17 protein-coding genes and 4 pseudogenes are annotated in these 17,436 nt (G+C 32.4%); 12 read left to right on the forward strand and 9 right to left on the reverse strand.

Translation table 11 applies throughout. The features are described 5' to 3' along the window. Nucleotides 1-118: 118 nt before the first annotated feature. A complete protein-coding gene (locus tag BAU27_RS06135; protein ID WP_071770383.1) occupies nt 119-721 on the reverse strand; it encodes a LysE/ArgO family amino acid transporter in 603 nt (200 codons plus the stop codon). Between the two features lie 99 nt (nt 722-820). Between BAU27_RS06135 and BAU27_RS06140 the strand changes: the two genes are divergently transcribed. The 12 genes and pseudogenes from BAU27_RS06140 to BAU27_RS06205 all read left to right on the forward strand — a co-directional run bounded on the left by BAU27_RS06140 (nt 821) and on the right by BAU27_RS06205 (nt 11,713). Next, the gene (locus BAU27_RS06140; RefSeq protein WP_071770384.1) at nt 821-2,242 is read left to right on the forward strand and encodes an aminotransferase-like domain-containing protein; all 1,422 of its coding nucleotides are present in this window, start codon (nt 821-823) and stop codon (nt 2,240-2,242) included. A 362-nt stretch (nt 2,243-2,604) separates the two neighbouring features. Beyond that, nucleotides 2,605-2,742, forward strand: a complete 138-nt coding sequence (locus BAU27_RS06145; protein ID WP_071770385.1) for a recombinase family protein — start codon at nt 2,605-2,607, stop codon at nt 2,740-2,742. Between the two features lie 35 nt (nt 2,743-2,777). Further along, nucleotides 2,778-3,347: a YdeI/OmpD-associated family protein gene (locus tag BAU27_RS06150; protein ID WP_071770386.1), complete on the forward strand. Its 570-nt coding sequence runs from the start codon at nt 2,778-2,780 to the stop codon at nt 3,345-3,347. Between the two features lie 16 nt (nt 3,348-3,363). Continuing rightward, entirely contained in the window at nt 3,364-4,278 is a 915-nt protein-coding gene (locus BAU27_RS06155; protein ID WP_071770387.1) for a helix-turn-helix transcriptional regulator, read from the forward strand. A 78-nt stretch (nt 4,279-4,356) separates the two neighbouring features. Continuing rightward, complete coding sequence (locus tag BAU27_RS06160; protein WP_071770388.1) at nt 4,357-4,857, forward strand: DinB family protein; 501 nt, start codon at nt 4,357-4,359, stop codon at nt 4,855-4,857. A gap of 445 nt (nt 4,858-5,302) precedes the next feature. After that, nucleotides 5,303-5,551 (forward strand): hypothetical protein, encoded by a 249-nt coding sequence (locus BAU27_RS06165; RefSeq protein ID WP_071770389.1) that lies wholly within the window; start codon nt 5,303-5,305, stop codon nt 5,549-5,551. A 478-nt stretch (nt 5,552-6,029) separates the two neighbouring features. Beyond that, nucleotides 6,030-6,626, forward strand: coding sequence for a TetR/AcrR family transcriptional regulator (locus BAU27_RS06175; RefSeq protein ID WP_071770390.1), 597 nt, complete (start codon nt 6,030-6,032; stop codon nt 6,624-6,626). A 92-nt stretch (nt 6,627-6,718) separates the two neighbouring features. Next, the gene (gene dltB, locus BAU27_RS06180) at nt 6,719-7,885 is read left to right on the forward strand and encodes a D-alanyl-lipoteichoic acid biosynthesis protein DltB (protein WP_071770391.1); all 1,167 of its coding nucleotides are present in this window, start codon (nt 6,719-6,721) and stop codon (nt 7,883-7,885) included. Between the two features lie 840 nt (nt 7,886-8,725). Beyond that, nucleotides 8,726-9,154, forward strand: a complete 429-nt coding sequence (locus tag BAU27_RS06190; RefSeq protein WP_071770393.1) for a hypothetical protein — start codon at nt 8,726-8,728, stop codon at nt 9,152-9,154. An 89-nt stretch (nt 9,155-9,243) separates the two neighbouring features. After that, nucleotides 9,244-9,408 (forward strand): annotated as a pseudogene (locus tag BAU27_RS32745) (SMI1/KNR4 family protein); the annotation flags it as partial. Nucleotides 9,409-10,146: 738 nt separating this feature from the next. Further along, on the forward strand, nt 10,147-10,722 hold the full coding sequence (locus BAU27_RS06200; RefSeq protein WP_071770394.1) for a sigma-70 family RNA polymerase sigma factor: 576 nt from the start codon (nt 10,147-10,149) through the stop codon (nt 10,720-10,722). Continuing rightward, entirely contained in the window at nt 10,712-11,713 is a 1,002-nt protein-coding gene (locus tag BAU27_RS06205; protein ID WP_071770395.1) for a hypothetical protein, read from the forward strand. The genes BAU27_RS06200 and BAU27_RS06205 overlap by 11 nt, the downstream gene beginning before the upstream one ends. Nucleotides 11,714-12,300: 587 nt before the next feature. Here BAU27_RS06205 and BAU27_RS06210 read toward each other — a convergent pair. The 8 genes and pseudogenes from BAU27_RS06210 to BAU27_RS06240 form a co-directional block, all read right to left on the reverse strand. Beyond that, nucleotides 12,301-12,468, reverse strand: a pseudogene (locus BAU27_RS06210) (YolD-like family protein); the annotation flags it as partial. A 128-nt stretch (nt 12,469-12,596) separates the two neighbouring features. After that, nucleotides 12,597-13,127, reverse strand: a complete 531-nt coding sequence (locus BAU27_RS06215; RefSeq protein ID WP_071770396.1) for an SMI1/KNR4 family protein — start codon at nt 13,125-13,127, stop codon at nt 12,597-12,599. 61 nt (nt 13,128-13,188) lie between these two features. After that, nucleotides 13,189-13,362: a YolD-like family protein gene (locus tag BAU27_RS31645; RefSeq protein WP_113708637.1), complete on the reverse strand. Its 174-nt coding sequence runs from the start codon at nt 13,360-13,362 to the stop codon at nt 13,189-13,191. Between the two features lie 86 nt (nt 13,363-13,448). Then, a pseudogene (locus tag BAU27_RS32750) lies at nt 13,449-13,550 on the reverse strand (DUF8096 family protein); the annotation flags it as partial. Between the two features lie 132 nt (nt 13,551-13,682). Continuing rightward, nucleotides 13,683-14,882 (reverse strand): hypothetical protein, encoded by a 1,200-nt coding sequence (locus tag BAU27_RS06225; RefSeq protein ID WP_071770397.1) that lies wholly within the window; start codon nt 14,880-14,882, stop codon nt 13,683-13,685. A gap of 134 nt (nt 14,883-15,016) precedes the next feature. Beyond that, complete coding sequence (locus BAU27_RS06230) at nt 15,017-15,397, reverse strand: DUF6262 family protein (protein WP_071770398.1); 381 nt, start codon at nt 15,395-15,397, stop codon at nt 15,017-15,019. Further along, nucleotides 15,390-15,875 (reverse strand): annotated as a pseudogene (locus tag BAU27_RS06235) (tyrosine-type recombinase/integrase); the annotation flags it as partial. The pseudogene BAU27_RS06235 and the gene BAU27_RS06230, both read right to left, overlap by 8 nt. 294 nt (nt 15,876-16,169) lie before the next feature. Then, nucleotides 16,170-17,078 (reverse strand): VanZ family protein, encoded by a 909-nt coding sequence (locus BAU27_RS06240; RefSeq protein ID WP_071770399.1) that lies wholly within the window; start codon nt 17,076-17,078, stop codon nt 16,170-16,172. Nucleotides 17,079-17,436 lie beyond the last annotated feature (358 nt).

The raw sequence follows: 17,436 nt of genomic DNA on the forward strand, positions 1-17,436 counted from the left end.
ATGAATTTTGAAACTGAATTTAAACAGTATTTTTCTCTATTTGGGTAGAAATAAATAAAGTCCTATAAACGGGCGTTTATGGGTTATGTGCTGAACATAATAGCTTTATAACTTAACGTTATATTAATCCAATAAGTAGATAAACGGCAGTTCCCCAGATAAACAGGGCGGAGCATTTGTTGAATATGTTCATTAAACCTCCTGTACCATCTATCTTCTTCATGACTGTACCTGCGAGCGTTAATCCAAAGAACCAAATCCAAGATACTATAATACATGTGATTGTAAAAATAACCTGTTCCGTTCCGACATATTTTAATGCACTTGTTCCAATAACACCAACTATATCTAAGAGGGCATGAGGGTTTAATAAAGAAACCGATAAAGCAAAGATGATTTGTTGACGGATTGGTAATGCTTTATTCGTTTCATTTGTATTTGGCTCAGACCTCCAAATAACATATCCCATGTAAAGTAAAAACAAAATTCCAGCAATCATTAGGCTAAGCCGTAGCCATTCAAATTGTAAAACGATAGTAGATAGACCAAAAACGGCTAAAAGAATTAAAAATGTATCACATAGTGCAGCTGTAACAGCCGCCGGAAGTGCTCGAATTAGTTTTGGCTGTGTGGCTCCTTGTGAAAATACAAATACATTCTGTACCCCTAAAGGTAAAATGAGTCCGAATGCTAAGATTATTCCGTGAACAATGGCTTCCATATAATCAACTCCCTTTCAATTACTATCGTACTATGATAAAACTAAAAGAAAACAACCAATTGGATGGTTTTTTATCCACCCAATTTAGGAGGGAATTAGATGAAATGGAAACCAAATCGTCATTCTCATTTGACCGTTCAAGAGCAAATTGTAGATTGGATAAAGTCTCATATTGAGCGAGGTGATTGGACTGTTGGCACAAAAATTCCAACACAGCGCCAACTTGCAACACAATTTAATGTGAACCGAAGTACTGTACAACTTGCGCTTGATGAATTAAAGGCAGATGGTTTGCTCGAATCTAAAGTGGGATCAGGGATATTTGTGGCCAATAATTCGTGGAACGTGCTTTTGAACAGTTCTCAACCAAATTGGCAGCAACACATTGAATCGAGTATTCATAAACCAAATTACCATACGATTCAACTAATCAATGAATATGAGCAAATGGATAATATCATCCGTCTTGGAACAGGTGAATTATCACCAGAATTACTTCCAACGAAACAAATTGAACAGTCGTTAAAAAAGATTTCACTTGAATCAAAGGCAATTGGCTATTCATCACCACAAGGAAGTGAAAAGCTTCGGGGAATTTTATGTAATTATTTAAAAAAACGTGGTATTCAATCAGCACCAGAGAACATTTTAATTGTTTCAGGTGCACTTCAAGCACTTCAATTAATTGCAGTTGGATTATTAGAAGAAGGATCCATTGTCTTCCAAGAACAACCTTCGTATTTAAATTCTGTGCATCCCTTTCAATCCACTGGAATGCGTATGATTTCAGTTTTACGAGACGCACATTTGACAGACAATTTGCGGGCACTCAAAAGAAAAAGACAATCTTTATTTTACTGTGTGCCAACATTACACAATCCGACAGGATATAATTGGTCGGTGAAAGAAAAGAAAAATCTATACAATACATGCAAAGAGCTACAAATCCCGATTATTGAAGATGATGTGTATCACGAACTGTTATTTGAATCATCTTCTCCTGCCATAAAGTCATTTGATACATCGGGGCAAGTTCTTTATATCGGTAGTGTATCCAAAACGCTAAGTCCTGGATTACGGATCGGTTGGGTTGTTGCACCTTCACCTGTAATTGGGCGATTAGCTGATATTAAAATGCAAACAGATTATGGATCAAGTTCCATTTCTCAAGAAATCGTCGCACACTGGATATCATCCGGTTTATACGAAAAGCATCTCATCACACTTCGTAAACAATTGAAAAGAAGGGCTACATTTGTAGAAGAAATATTGGAACAGCAATTTCAAAAAATCGCTACGTGGAAAAAGTCTGAGGGTGGTTTTTATATATGGATCAGGTTTCATGAACCTATTGTAAATAAGGCGCTATTTCTAAAGTTACTTAAACAAAATGTTTTGATCAATCCAGGTTATATATATGAACCAAGCGATTTACGTCATATTCGTCTTTCTTATTCCTATGCATCATTGGAAGAATTAAAAAAAGGATTAAATATTTTACTAGAACTAAGCCGGCATTAATTCTTATCTTAAATGCATTGAATACTCTATTTGTGTATTTCCCTAAAATATATATTTTTGTATAAAATCCATGAAAAGACGTTAGTACCCCTTTATCAGACTGTATGGTTGTTTCTATGTGTACAGAAAATTGTTTATTTCTGTACACGATAATATTGAACAAAAAATCATGGGATTTCTCCTTTTTTGTGTTCAAGAACCTTGTAAACTTATGTATGTTCAGATAAATATGCAAAATTAAGTTATTGAACAAAGGGAGAGAAAAAAATGAAGATTGGAATAGTGTTTTTGCCCATCCTCCGAAAAGGGGGAATAAGACAAAATGTAATAAAGCCATTCTATCTCTATGGCTTCTTCAATGAATGGACATTATTTTTGAAGAAGAAGTTTCTGGAGTAACAAAGGATTGCGAACAACTCAAAAAAATGCTAGGAGATTTACGAGAAGATGATACCATTTATGTTACCGATCTAACAAATCTATTAAACAGTTATATTTAGGACATATATTCATTTTAGAAAGGATAATTTTAAAAATGGAAATAGAGAATTTACTTAGAGTTACGACAAGGTGGGAATTAAGAGATTGGCTTGAGGAAAATTCAAAAACAGAAAGATTTTGTTGGGTGATAGTAAGTATAACTGAGCAATCAGAAGTGATTCAGTATTTAGATGCAGTTGAAGAGGCACTATGTTTTGGTTGGATTGATGGCATAAAGAAGAAGATATCAGATACTGAACTTGCTCAAAGGCTTTCCCCAAGAAAGAAAAACAGTAATTGGACAGAATTAAATAAGGAAAGAGTAAGAAGGTTATATCAATTAGGTTTGATGAAAGAAGAAGGACTGAGAGTTCTTCCTGATATGCGACCTGAATCTTTTACTATAGATGCAGATATTGAAACTCGTCTGAAAGAAGATGACCAATTATATCAAAACTTCATTAATTTTCCTGATCTATACAGAAGGATTAGAATTGATACGATACAAAGTTATAGAAATGAACCTAATATTTTTAATAAAAGATTGGATAAGTTTATTGAAAATACCAGCGAAAATAAAATGTACGGTCAATGGAATGACAATGGTCGCTTAATCAATTACTAAGGGAAGGAAATGAGAATTGAAATTAGAACGTTTGCTATCAATCATATTCAAGCTCTTAAATAATGAAATTTTGTCAGCTTCTAGTTTAGCTGATGAATTTCAAGTATCACCACGGACAATTTATAGGGACATCGAAGCTATTTGTGCTGCTGGAATACCAGTTGTTTCTTACCAAGGGACTAACGGGGGATTCGGTATAATAAAGGGATACAAATTTGATAAAAGCTTAATGGGTTCTTATGACATTCTGAATTTAATTACAGTATTAAGTAGTTTATCGAATATTTTTAAAGATAAAGAAATTGAACATACGATAGATAGACTAAAATTACTGGATACAAACAGTAATAATAAGTCTTTATTGGTTGACTTGGAAAGCCATAGAACAGAACCCAATTCATTAATGAATCTGCGAAAAGCTATACATGAAAAAAAGGTAATTCACTTTAATTATGTAAGCAATAAAAATGAATTTACATCTCGTGAAGTAGAACCTATTCACCTTCATTATAAGTTCCGTAACTGGTATATATATGGTTATTGTAGAGAACGTCAGAATTATAGAGAATTTAGAGTATCACGTATGATGGATGTCACTCTGACACAAGAAAAGTTTCTACAAAATCACGAAATTAAAGAGGAAGCGTTTTATTCAAACCGTAATCTGGTGGGTTTTGAGGATGTAGTAATCTGGGTAAGTTCTAATTCCTTAGCAGAAGCATTAGACCAATTCCAGAATTCTTCAAAAACCATTAACGATGACGGAAGTATGACAATTACAATTTCTGTTTATCAACCTCTACAGGCTGGATGGCTTAAATCGATTCTTTTAAGCTTTGGTAGCGGTGCTAAAATTGTAAAACCGATCGAACTGCAATCAATTTTAATAGATGAGGCAAAAAAAATAATAAAAGTTTATGAAGATATATGACAAGCCGTTGTCATATATCTTTTTTTATAATCTAGATATCAACTTTTAAAAAACCAGAACTAAAGGAGTAGTTGTTAAATGAACCATGCAAAAAATATGTATAAGTACCATCTTTGGGCTAATAAGGTGTTACTAGAAAGAATAAAAGAATTACCAAACAATGTCCTATATAAAGAGGCTAATAGTTCGTATCCAAATATTGCTCAAACGTTTAGCCATATCTATGTAGTAGATGTAATGTGGTTACAAGTACTTAAAGGAATTGGTATGCAAGAAGCATTGGAAGCTTCTATGTCATTATTAGAAAAGACTAATTTATATTCTGTAGATGAATTTATTAAGTCTTTCGAAGAACTAGCTTCACAGTATGAAGAATGGATGAATAGCCAAAAAGATTTAGAACAAAAAATTGATTTGAATAATCCTTGGTCAGGTGCTAGAGAGACTGCATACTCAGAAATTTTATTTCATGTTGCTAATCATGGTTCCTATCATCGAGGTAATATAACAACCATGCTAAGACAACAGGGGCACGCTTCAACAATGAATGACCTCGCTTTATATTGGTATCAGAGTTAGGGCAAATAGTACTTGTAAATGAATGATAGTTCATATGAGAATACAAATAAAATATTAATCTGCTTTCTATATAAATGTCCTTTAATAAAACTAACGGTGGCGTTAGCTTAATAAGCCAAATTAAAAATCGGTTCCTAAACGTAAAGGAATCGATTTTTCTATGCTGCAGTTTTCTTAACGTTCTAAATCCGCATTTTCCTAACGTTACTTCTGGTACAAGAAATCCAATATGATAACCAACACTATTGGCTAAAAAAATGACACCAGAAGATTTTCGAGGTTTAACCCCAATTTTTTATCAGCATGTTAATTCAAATCCTCTATATGAATTAACTACCAGTAATGTGGTGTTATGTTAACTTTTATTTATGATATTGTTTAAATTAGTATAGTTGTTATATGATGAATTTGTTGTTTCAGTAAATTATAAAAGAGGTATTATGTTATGAAATTTGAAGATAGACGTATGTCAGAGATTAAATTAGGTTGTTTACTTCTAACTGAGGAAAATCAATACTTAGTTATTAAAAAAAATGAAGCTTATTCTTTAGTAAATATTGAAACTGTAGAATGTACACTATTTGAAGTTCCTTTGGAGAACTTAGAAGAAATGATAATTGAAGATTTAAAGGAAACTATTCAAGATATTATTGCTCCAGAACATATTAAAATTGTAGCTAAAAATATTGTATAGTTCGATGAAAAAAACCAGTTTTTTAACTGGTTTTTTTCATGTTCTCTTTGTTTATAGTGATTTAAATGTATACCTTTCTAGTCATTTTTAAGGGAAATAGGTAAGTTGCAATGAAGTCAATAAAATCAAGGGAATTAATGTAAGCTAATATTTAAAAGTTCACATTGGAGTAAAAAAACTCCTTCCACGATTTGTGAAAGGAGTTACGATACTTTGAAAGGCTAAGTCCTTATATGACTAGACATATAAAACGCTTTGGGGATTATGTAATTGATTTACAGAAAATCCCCCAGCCAATAGAAGAAACGATCCCTCTATAATCTCAATAGGCCATAGTTGGAAAAAAAAGTAAGTCTATGACCTATTTTTACACGTATCTCGGCTGTACCCCAATATTGTAAAAAATGTTCTAATAGAGTAGTATTAATTTATATTTATTGGTCGGTTGACCAAACTAAAAATAAGAAGGTGAAATACAATGTCTAATTCTAAAAAAACAGCTACTCGGGATCAAATACTAATGGCTACGTTTGAATGCTTAGCTGAAAAAGGTACAACCGCTATTACATTACGAGATATTGCTACGAAAGCGGGAATTACTTTAAGTTTAATTCATTATTATTTTCCAACAAAGGAGGGATTATTAGTTAACGCTACCTCTTATGTCATGCAAAAACAAATTAAAGAAATTCAAAAGGAACTCTCAAATATACAAGATTTTTCAGAGAAAATGAAAAAACTTATATTTGTAGTACATCACCAATTCAAAAGTTCTGAATGGAGAAAAGTGTATTTTTGTTTATTGGCAGCAGCGGCTTGGTCACCAAAAATTATGGAAGAAATTCGAGTTCTACAGAACCAACTGATAGACCTAATTCAAGAATATGCACAAACTTCCAATGTAGAAATCCCAGATTTAGAAGCGTTTTCCAGGGCTTTGTTGGCTTCGATGAATGGATTAGCCTTACAAGTTATGCATGGGGCTTCAGAGGAACAAATCGCTCCGGCATATGCGGTTATAGAAAAAGTATTCATTAGCATCTGTAACCAAAAAAACGCAATGAGTGATTATTAAACTATATAATTCCAAATTCATGTGCCAATCCATTATTCCATGACACCAAATGGGATGAAGGATTGCAAAACATTATAAAGTGAGGTTACAGCATGATCGCATATGGATCATTTTATTTTTTTGCTATAGTGGGGATTTTATTGATACCTACTATCGTAGCTGGATTAAGAGGTAAAATGTTGCGTAAATATAATGCTATCTTAACGCTAATTATGCTTGCTATTATCTTCTCGGATAAACCAAATCAAGCAATGATGTTAGCAGTATTTATTATTTGGCAATATGTCCTTATTAAAGGCTATTTACTACTAAGAAAACAAAATAATAATACGTTCATGTTTTACATGGCCATTATTTTGTCGATTTTGCCACTAATTTTGGCAAAAATTGCACCATTTGTACCTGAATTAAAATTCATTGTTTTTACTGGTATATCTTATGTAACATTCAGGGCAGTACAAATGGTATTTGAAATTCGTGATGGCTTAATTAAAGAATGCTCATTTTTTAATTTCTGGGAATTCATTTTGTTCTTCCCTGCTATTTCGACCGGGCCTATCGATCGGTATCGCAGGTTCCAAAAAGATATTCAAAAACCACCAAGTGCTGAAGAATATCAAAATCTACTATACACGGGTATTAACCGTATTTTTCAAGGTTTTCTGTATAAATTTATACTTGCTTACTTAATAAAAGAAAATATTATGGATGCTACATTAGCTCACCAAAACACAATTTTATCAAATATGATTTACATGTATAGCTATAGTTTATATCTATTCTTTGACTTTGCAGGTTATAGCTCATTTGTAATTGGTGTCAGTTATATGATGGGTATTAAAACACCAGAAAACTTTAACAAACCGTTTATCAGCCGTAATATTAAAGATTTCTGGAATCGTTGGCACATGAGCTTATCATTCTGGCTCCGTGATTTTATTTACATGCGCTTTGTCTTTTTTGCCACAAAGAAAAAGCTCATAAAAAATCGCTATATGATTTCATATATTGGCGTCTTTTTGAACTTTTTTGTCATGGGAATTTGGCATATTACAGGTCATCATATTGCTCAATATATGATTTATGCTCTATATCATATTGTTCTGTTTATTTTATTTGATATTTTCGAACGAAAAAACAAGAAGCATAAATTTTGGCCCAACAATACGTTCATGCATATCCTTTCAATTGTGATTACATTCCATTTCGTATGTTTCGGCTTCCTAATCTTCTCTGGTCACCTAAACAATTATTTTTAATGAATAACTTTTTTTCTCACAACTATGGGTATGAGGGGCCACTATGAAAGAAAATTATTTAGAAAAACAGTTAAGAAGACCTTGTAGTTATAATTTTTTTTAGAGGAAGCATCCATAGCGGATGCTTTTTTCTTTGCTATATAAAAATTATATAATAAGTGAGAAATTAATTAAGCGGACAATTGAACAATGCAACTCATCATACCTCACACATTGATTCATAACTAAAATATTTAAAACAAACGTTTGTTTAATTTTCCTATACCTAATTTCTTCATCACATAAATAAAAAAGATAAGAAAACTCCATCTACATATATTTAAGAATTATATTTAGTTACAATATGAAATTGATTTTCTTATAGTTAATTAATCCTAAATATAAATATAGGTCTTTCTGTAAGAATACTACATTCTTCTCTATTTACCTATATTGATATTTTGACTAATTTATTATGATGTAGATGTTAATTTAAAGTTATTTATACAAAATAACTAAATGCATTTTTTAGGAAGAGAAAATGATATACCACTGTCGCTTTTAAATAAAGTCACGATGTTTTGAAAAATGATGCGATGATTATAATAAAGTCGCGAAGGCTTGAAGAAAGTTGCTATAAAATATAAAAAGGAACCTAAATCAAAGCCTGTTTTTATTATAGCTATTGCTGAAATTACAGCTAAAGGATGTTTAATATATGGATTGTTGAGGATTGCCTTTATGTAATACAATTGTAGTAAAGGGAATTACTGTTTTATATGGTTATAGATATGTATCATCACGTTGAAAATATTTTGACCTTTAAACAGAATAAAATAAACAATTTAAGGGGTATGTAAGATGGGGAAATTTGTGAAAGACCAAAAGGTAGTTGCTTATACACTATTAGGATTAGAACCTTGTACTGTTGTAAGAGTTGGTTGGATTTTTATTATGGTAAAGGAAGAAGAAACGGGTCATCTATATTCTGTTAGAAAAAGTAAAATGACACCTATAGAGGAAGAGGAACACTATCTTGTAGAAGAAAGTATTGATGATGATGGGTTATTTGGTATAGGTAGATTGTTTGCTAAAATAGAGGCAGACGACATGGAAGCTGCAAAGAAATCATTTGAAGAGAATGAAGACTTCCCTAAATACGAAGATTTCCATAAACCATCAGAAGGTAAGCTATACGATGGAGAGTACTATGTGACAATCAAAACAGGTAAAGAGTTATTAGACCAATACTTTAATCGAGAAAAGGTAGAGCGTAATGGTACTAATTAAATTAGATGTGAAAACGGTTAAAGATCAAATCTTATTTATGTTAGGTATATAGACTAAAAAAATATATATTTGATTATTGGGAGGACAAAATAAGCAAATATAAATTTTCAAACGGTTTGAAAGCAGCATTATCAACAGCTGATCTCGAAGCATTAAATAAAGCATACGGTGCTACTAAAGGGGATATTAATATATTAAGGACGAAATATCCAAATTGTCCAGAATCATTAATCTCTTTACTTGAAAATATGGAGGAATGATCACAAAAATTATCAAACTTTTTTATAAAAGGATGATTCAATTGGATATAGAAAAAGCGTGTTTTGAACAATCTTTTTTTGAACCACGCTTTTTTTATTTGCTCTTTTATCAAGGTTTATTAAGTTAATTTAATCAAACTTTATTCCAAGGCTACAACCACTCTGTTTTCTTAATTCACATAATTTTCAAAAAAAATCCCTGGATGTTAATATTTGTTATATAATAAACTTATCAAAGCATTACCCCTGTAGTTTCTATGATGAACCTGTAAGATAGTTTGTTTGTCCCGTATATTCACCTTAAACTAAAAAGAACTTGTAGGGATTCCTACAAGTTCTTTTTGTTCTTCGGATTGACGGATAGTAAATGTTATTAGGGATACCGCTAACATTTCGGAAAAAAACTACGCCAAGAGCATGCAGGATTTTATACAAAAAATAGAGAACCATAGAGAAAACTGGGGAGGCCCAAAGGCGCACCAGAATAGGAATGTATAAAAGACTGCATAGATCCATAGAACAAAAAAGGAGGTCCCCTTATGAGAGTAGGGGTTCCTCCTTGTCCTTGCTACCAATAAGTGGTGTTATGGTAACTTCAAATGAGTGAAGTATTCATCATATATATGTTATATGAAATTCAGAAAATATTTTTAATAAAAATGAACTTTTTTTAACTATCGAGCGAATATAGATATGAAAGCTGTTTTACAGGAAATAGAGGGGGCCCCTAGAGTGAATGAAATTGAATTAAAGAAATGGCTTCAACAAATGGTTACCGGTGACCAAAGAGCCTTTCAATACATTTATGACGCTACTTGTAAAGATGTATATCGAACTGTAGCATTTCTTATAGTCGATAAGCAAGACATAGATGATATTGTGAATGAAGTGTACATTCATATGTGGAAATCACTATCGAATTACGATTATAATCGTTCGTTTCGATTTTGGCTGCACGGCCTGATTGTACGTCAAGTAAAAGATTGGAGAAGGAAGACCTGGCGTAGATTCCGTATTTTAGAGCGGAAAAAGGCATTTCGGCAGGAACCTTTTTATATAACAGATGAAGGGGTTCTGCATATGGAAACACGTAGTGAGTTGCTGGAATTAGTAAATACATTATCGTACAAGCATCGTGAAGTGGTAATTATGCGGTATTTTCACGAATACAGTTTGGATGAGATTACATTGCTCATTGGAATCCCTGTTGGTACGGTAAAATCTCGATTATATACAGCATTAAAGATATTACGAAAAGAGATGGAGAATTTGTCGATTGGAAAGGAGAACCAAGTTAATGGATTTTGAAAAACAATTACATAATGACTTGGAGAAAGCAGCAAAAAATATGCAACCTTCGAAAGAATTACAAACAAGGGTATCAGCTTCTTTTCAAGCATATAGACAAGAAAAAATGAAAAGGAGAACTCATATGAAAAAACGGTTCATAACAGTTATAGTCGCAACAGCGGTTCTTGTGCCTACAGGGGTTTTTGCAGGTCCTAATTTACCATCATTATTAGAGAAAATAATTGGTACTTCTGAGGAAGCAAAACAAAAGACGGGTATTTCTAAAGAGGGATATGAAAGTTTGAACAAAAGTCTTGAAGTGGCGAAACAAATCCTTACAAAAGAAGAGTTGGAACGTTATACTGTTTTATTAAAAGAAGATTTTGATTACATGAAGAGAATTAGTGCTGTAGAAAATGGAGAACGACATACGGACATGGATCGATACAATTCTCTTACGCCAGAAGAACACAAAAAAGCAGAAAAAATCACGTCAGAATTAAACGTATATCAAGAAAAGATAAACGCTAGATTCACTTACACTTTAGAAGAAGCACAAAAATTGGCTGTTTTTCCAATTAAACGCCCTACTTATCTCCCTGCAGGGTATGTATTAGAAGAAACAATGGCTAGAGCACAAGCCACAGTAGGGACACCCAAACCTGTTGTGATAATGAGATATAAAAATAGTGAATCGGATAAAACAAAATCTACTGCTGAACAAGGATTCACAATCGTGCAATCTGACATTGAGACTACTAATCACGACTATATCGTAGATGAAATAGGTCCTTTTACCAATAGTAAAAAATTCACTTTTGATACAGTAACTGATTATACTCTTGAAGGATATTCCATTAGCTTTGGAAAATATCGATCTGGTAAGTTAAAAGGAATGAAACTAGTTGTCCCAGAAAAAGAAGGAAAAAGTGCGTATCAAGTATATATTAATAGTAGTATACTATCCCAAAAAGAACTTGAAAAAGTATTACTTTCAATTGTTAAATAAGGGGTATCACTTCCCTTTTACTGACTACATTGCTTGAAGTATTAGTAAGATTTTGACGGATTATATTACAGAAACATCCCGAATATAATTATAGTTGTTACTTTATTCATGAATAGGAGATAATCCTCGAAGTGTCTTCATTTATAGTATTTTGAATGTATACTTTTCTAGTAATTTTTGAGATAAATGGTCAATTTGCAATGAATTCAATAGAATCAATGATTTGAAAGTAAACTAATATTTAAAAGTTTACTTTCAAATCAATCATGGAATTCCGCAATTAAACAACCTATTTATGTTAAAATTGGAAATATATGATTTTTTCAGGGAGGGGAGATTTTATTGCATAAAATTTCAAATTTGATTTGTGGAGTATTATTGGTGATTTATATTTTGTATTCATTTTTTCTAAAAGATGAAAGTGATTTGAATGTAATTATTATATTAACCGTCTTGCTTATTATTTCTGTAATTTTAGACAAAAGAAACATAAAAAAACGGATCGATTAAAGGTCGGTTTTTTTATGTTTCTTAATGAATATGAAAGTAAACTTCTATCTAAAAGTTTACTTTCGGTAATAACAAAAATATGCTTTGTTTTGCTTTTGGTATGAAATGCTTACTTGCTTATTTTCAGCAATTGCACAACACACAGTATCATTTATAAGATCTAGTTTTTGTTCATCTACAATAGGCATCGGTACTTCATTTTGCTTATCGTATAATTCATTCAGTCCTTCCAATTGTTCTTTTATTGCTGAAAATGGTTATCAAGACCTAAAATAAAAAAAGTTAGCTAAAATAAAGGATAGTACATATTTTATATGACTAATATGTACTATCCTTTCTTATTCAACTAAACCAACCGTTACTCTAAGTACATTTATTCACAATTCTCTTCTTTCAAACAGATTTCTATGAATTCAAATAAACCTTTTGCCTCAATAGAACGTTGTCCCCAATCATGCCAATAATATAGCACTTGTCCTACTACTCCAGATTCTGATGGATCTGTATCAATACAAAGATAATCCCCGCCACCATTTTCTGCAATTGGAATCCACTTGGAATTCCAAAGAACTGGTTTAAGCTCTTTTTCAATATCTGGCTCTAAATCATCATCTGGATCGAATTCTTCCTGTAAAAATTTCCAATTATCGATAATTTCGGAAGTAGGGGACAAAGTCAAATTCCTAACAAATGGATTTACCCCGGGCTCCCAAACTTGTCCGTTATACACCCTGTAAAAGTTCTTCATCTCTTCAGGAAGTATAACCCCCAGTGTACCCTCAATAATTTGAAACTCTTCATCACTTGCACCTGGCTGAAGATTTAATGATTCTTTAAAGTTACCTTCAGAATTTGATCCTCTTTCAATAATACATTGCCATAACCATTCAGCTTGATTAATCATGCTATTTATCCTCCTCACACGTCTCAAACATTTTTCTCCCTACCCTTTGAATTGTAAATCCTTATGTATATTTAATATCAGTTACATGACCAATCTCTATATATAATACCTTATCATTTTGGTTCATAATTCTTAACTCATTTCGAGTCATATCGTAAAAATGAATATGGCCAATTTCTGAATGCAATTTGTGCTGTTTGTGGTATGAAATGTTTACTTGCTTACTTTCAGCAATTGCTACCCCTAATAATAAGGGACTCTATTTTTTATGTATATCTTATAGTTCATTTTATTTTATAAAGAAAAAAGCCCCGGATAGGACTATATGATTTTCTTCATACCGCATTGACGACATTCTCTTAAAAAGATGAAATCTTTAACGGAACTCTTGAATGAGGTATTGCCGCAATTGTCGCAACGACCGCTAATTTTATTATCAAGACCTAAATTAAAAAAAGATTTATAAATTAAAGGTCATAACATATTATATATGACTAATATGTTATGACCTTTGTTATCCAACTAACGCACCCGTTAGCTGATTAAGAAATGGTCCTAATTCACATATAAATGCAAAACATTTTCCTGTTTCTCATACCTTCCCTTTATTTCTCCGATACCATCAATTGTAAGCGAATCAACATTTTCAATGGGATTATTCTTTAATATCAGATGTAATTTAATTATATTTTGAAGTCCACCCTTACAATAGGCAATAACAGGTTGTTGTACAAGATAGTCTTCATTGTTAATTCTTACTTTTATAAAGTTCTTATGTAAAAGACTATTTTCAAATGGGACGATATTCATCGGGTCAAAAGATTTAGCAGTTATTTCACCTTCAATAAATAGATGAATTCCTTTTTGTTGTTCAAAATTTCCAAATGTATTTTTTCTATTTTGTATAGCAAAATTAATTACTTCCTCTGTTTCAGGACTTATTTCTATGTTACTTATTTTTATAAAGTCATCCGAAAGCTGTTTAAATATATCGTATAATGTTTCCTCTTTACCCCAAAAACTTTCCTTCCAGCCTGGTGAAAACTCATCTAGTAACAAACACATAAACAAACCTGAACTATAACAACTCTTTCGTATATCAGAAGTGGATTCATATTTGTCCATAAGGTGTTGTCCATATTTTTTTAGAACTGATTTGTAAGCTATCGGGGTTTTTTCCGAGTAAGCCTTTAGTTCAACATACAACGCAGGTCCTTCAATTGTTTCAATTAAGTTTTCGTATAATAGATAATTATTAAATTTAGCAGCTCTTTTTTCTCTTAGGGCAATGAAAGTATTAAGATATAGTTTCTTTTTAATAATATTATTTTCTAACACCGCACTAAAAAGGTTGGTTCTTTCCTGATTTCGTAATTCCACATTTTCTTTTGATAACGGATATGTGATTCCCATAATTTCATTCGCGAACCGAGTTTCGCCCTTAACATATTGAAAACCGTGGAATAATTCGTGTACGAGAATAGAATATAAACTTTTATAATCCTCATACAATTCGATATTTACAATTGCTGTTGGATAATCATTATAAAGAATAAGTGTACAACCATTAAATTGTTCATCCCAATTTAAAATTTGATAATTATTTTGTTGATTTTTTTTCATTCTAGGATGGTTGAAAAGATAAACATAACTCTTATCATATAATGCGTAAGCAACCGATTCAAAACCTGACCAATAATTATCCAAATTTGCATTTACTAAGTCTTTGGAAATTCGATTAAGATATTTATTCATCCTTTTCACCTCTATATAAAAAATCCATTAAATGTAAATTCTCTTAGGGATGAAAAATATCCTTTTTCAAAAGAGGGCTTATTCAACTAAACTGCCCCGTTAGTTGAATAAGAAGGGGAGAACGTTGTTCTCCCTCATAACTTTTTATAAACATCTGCATAAGCTACTTTCAGCTGTTCTCTAAGTTGCTTGTTTTCTTCGCCCAATTTTTTATTCTTCCTTTTTAGAGAGGCGATAAGGGCATCCTTATTGCTTTCGTTCATTTCTCGTTTTGCTTGTTTGGGTGTAGGTACTTGTGCTTGCTGTTCTCGTAATGTTTCGATCCTGGAACGAAAGTCCTTGTTGTTATAGAGTGTTGCTTTGGATACATCAGCTTCACTGGCTACACTGTTAAAGTTTATTTTTTCATTGGCTTTTAAAAGCCTTTTAATAGCTTCGTCTACTTTCTGATAGGTATTTGCCTTTCGTTTGGCATGAATCGCTTTCAAATGTTCAGAACGGTCATATTCAGCCATTTTTAACACCTAACTTTCTTTTCATCCGATCTTGTCTACCAAAGATAACATTTCCATCTTGGAGGGTATTTAAAATGTTTTGGTAACGTTGTAGATTCTTTTGGTTCCTCTCCGCAATATCCTCTCTACCACGTTGTTTTGCTATTTCAATTGCTTTCGTAGTGGTTTTAATGTGAAGTTCATATTTTTGTTTATCTAACTCTGAAAAACCTACTGCTAAGTCTTTACATGGAGTTTGATTATCACCACAAGTTAGACAAGGCGGGGCTTCCATATGAGGGCAGTTTCCGTTTAATCGAGCGTGACACGTTCCATAAGGGTTGTCCATCGCATTTAGCTTGTGGTCTTGCCATAATGCATCCAATATGTCTGTTGGAATATCTTCTCCTGATTTAATTTCCTGTACTTCACCGTTTAAGTCAAAGCTAAAAACACCTTGCTTTATGACTGACTCAAAGACTTTTCTTTTAGTATCATCTTATACAAAAAATCGGGAGACATAGGGAACTATGGGGAGGCCAAAAGGCGCACCAAAATAGGAATGTATAAAAAAATGCATAGATCCATCGAACAAAAAAGGAGGTTCCCTTATGAGAGTAGGAGTTCCTCCTTGTCCTTGTTACCAATAATGTTACGTTATGTCAACCTTACATGAATTTTTATTCATCGCCATTTTCATAGTTTAAAAGGACAACTCGTACTCATTTTTTTAAGGATAGAGGGAACAATCATGACGTAAAGTGCAAAACAAGCCCCTTAGAATATTGATTCTTTACTCCCACCAATGTTTCATCTCACTAATTCCAACGTCCCACAACTTAGCGTTTCCGGAAACGCTAATGGTCAGCTCGTTTACCTCGTTAAAAGGCAACTCCTGTAAAGACTCTGCTCCTTGAGGAGATTGTTCGTTTAATCGATATACTTCTTGTCCATCTACGATTATTTTGGCTTCACCCTTAAAGTCTACATTGTCGGGAATGCCAAAATAGAAATAAAGCCAGACATTTTCTTTGTTCCCAAGAATATAGTTGTATGTTTTGGTTGATTCACCTTCACTGCTATACACGTTCATTTTCGGCTCTATTCGCTCACCTGCTATGGTGAAACTTGGGAGGTTCTCAGTCATAGGTGTAGTTCCTGTCATTTCTTTTATAACAGTTAATGTTTGAATAGGGCCTTCTCTTTTTTTGTTGATTTCAGAGACCACCATGACTCCAATTATAAGGACAACAATAGATAGAGCCGAAGCCATGAGCTTTTTATAAGAAATTTTTGAAGAAAATCCAACTCTATAGGCAACATAGCCAATCATTGCACCTAATGTATTGGAAATAACATCATTTACATCAAAGCTACCAAGATATGTTAAAGCCTGAATGGTTTCTAAAACGAGAATCGCTAAAACCAACAAGGATATAAACTTCCCAAATCTGACACGATACAATAGGGGAAATAGTATTCCAAAAGGGATAAAAGCAGCAATATTTCCAAAATCAACAATCCATGAATAATTTAGTTCTGGAAATTTAAGTGGTACTCCTTCTGGAACAAGGATAAAGGTGTACCGTTCTAAACTGGCTACACTATCGAGCCTGTTAAACGCAAAGAACATAAAAAATAAAACTAAAATCGTATAGCATATGGTGCCAGCTAAAATGATTTTCCGTGATTTCGTTTCCATAATATCTCCTTAATTTCAACATATTATTTACCACAAATATTATAATACTAAAATATCAGTTTAAAAAAAACGGGAATATGATAATTCCGGCCAAAATCCAATATTATTTATATGCTTAATTATATTTAGTGGTTTTGTTATTATTGGCAGTCTATCTAAGAAGGGCAAGATATAAATTTATTAACTTCCGAGAACGATAATTATGTAAATGAGCTGTCCAAATGGATGGCTTGTTTTATTTTTTGCTTAGCGTGGTTTTTTTCCAAAATGCTGGCGGTACCCCATTGCCATCAAGCTAAGCTTACGCAAAGCCAATTTTAGGCGAGATTGTTTCTTTTTTCTAAAGGGCAAGTGTAGG

The sequence above is a fragment of the Bacillus sp. NH11B genome (genome assembly GCF_001884205.1).
Taxonomy (GTDB): Bacteria; Bacillota; Bacilli; order Bacillales; family Bacillaceae_G; genus Bacillus_A; species Bacillus_A proteolyticus.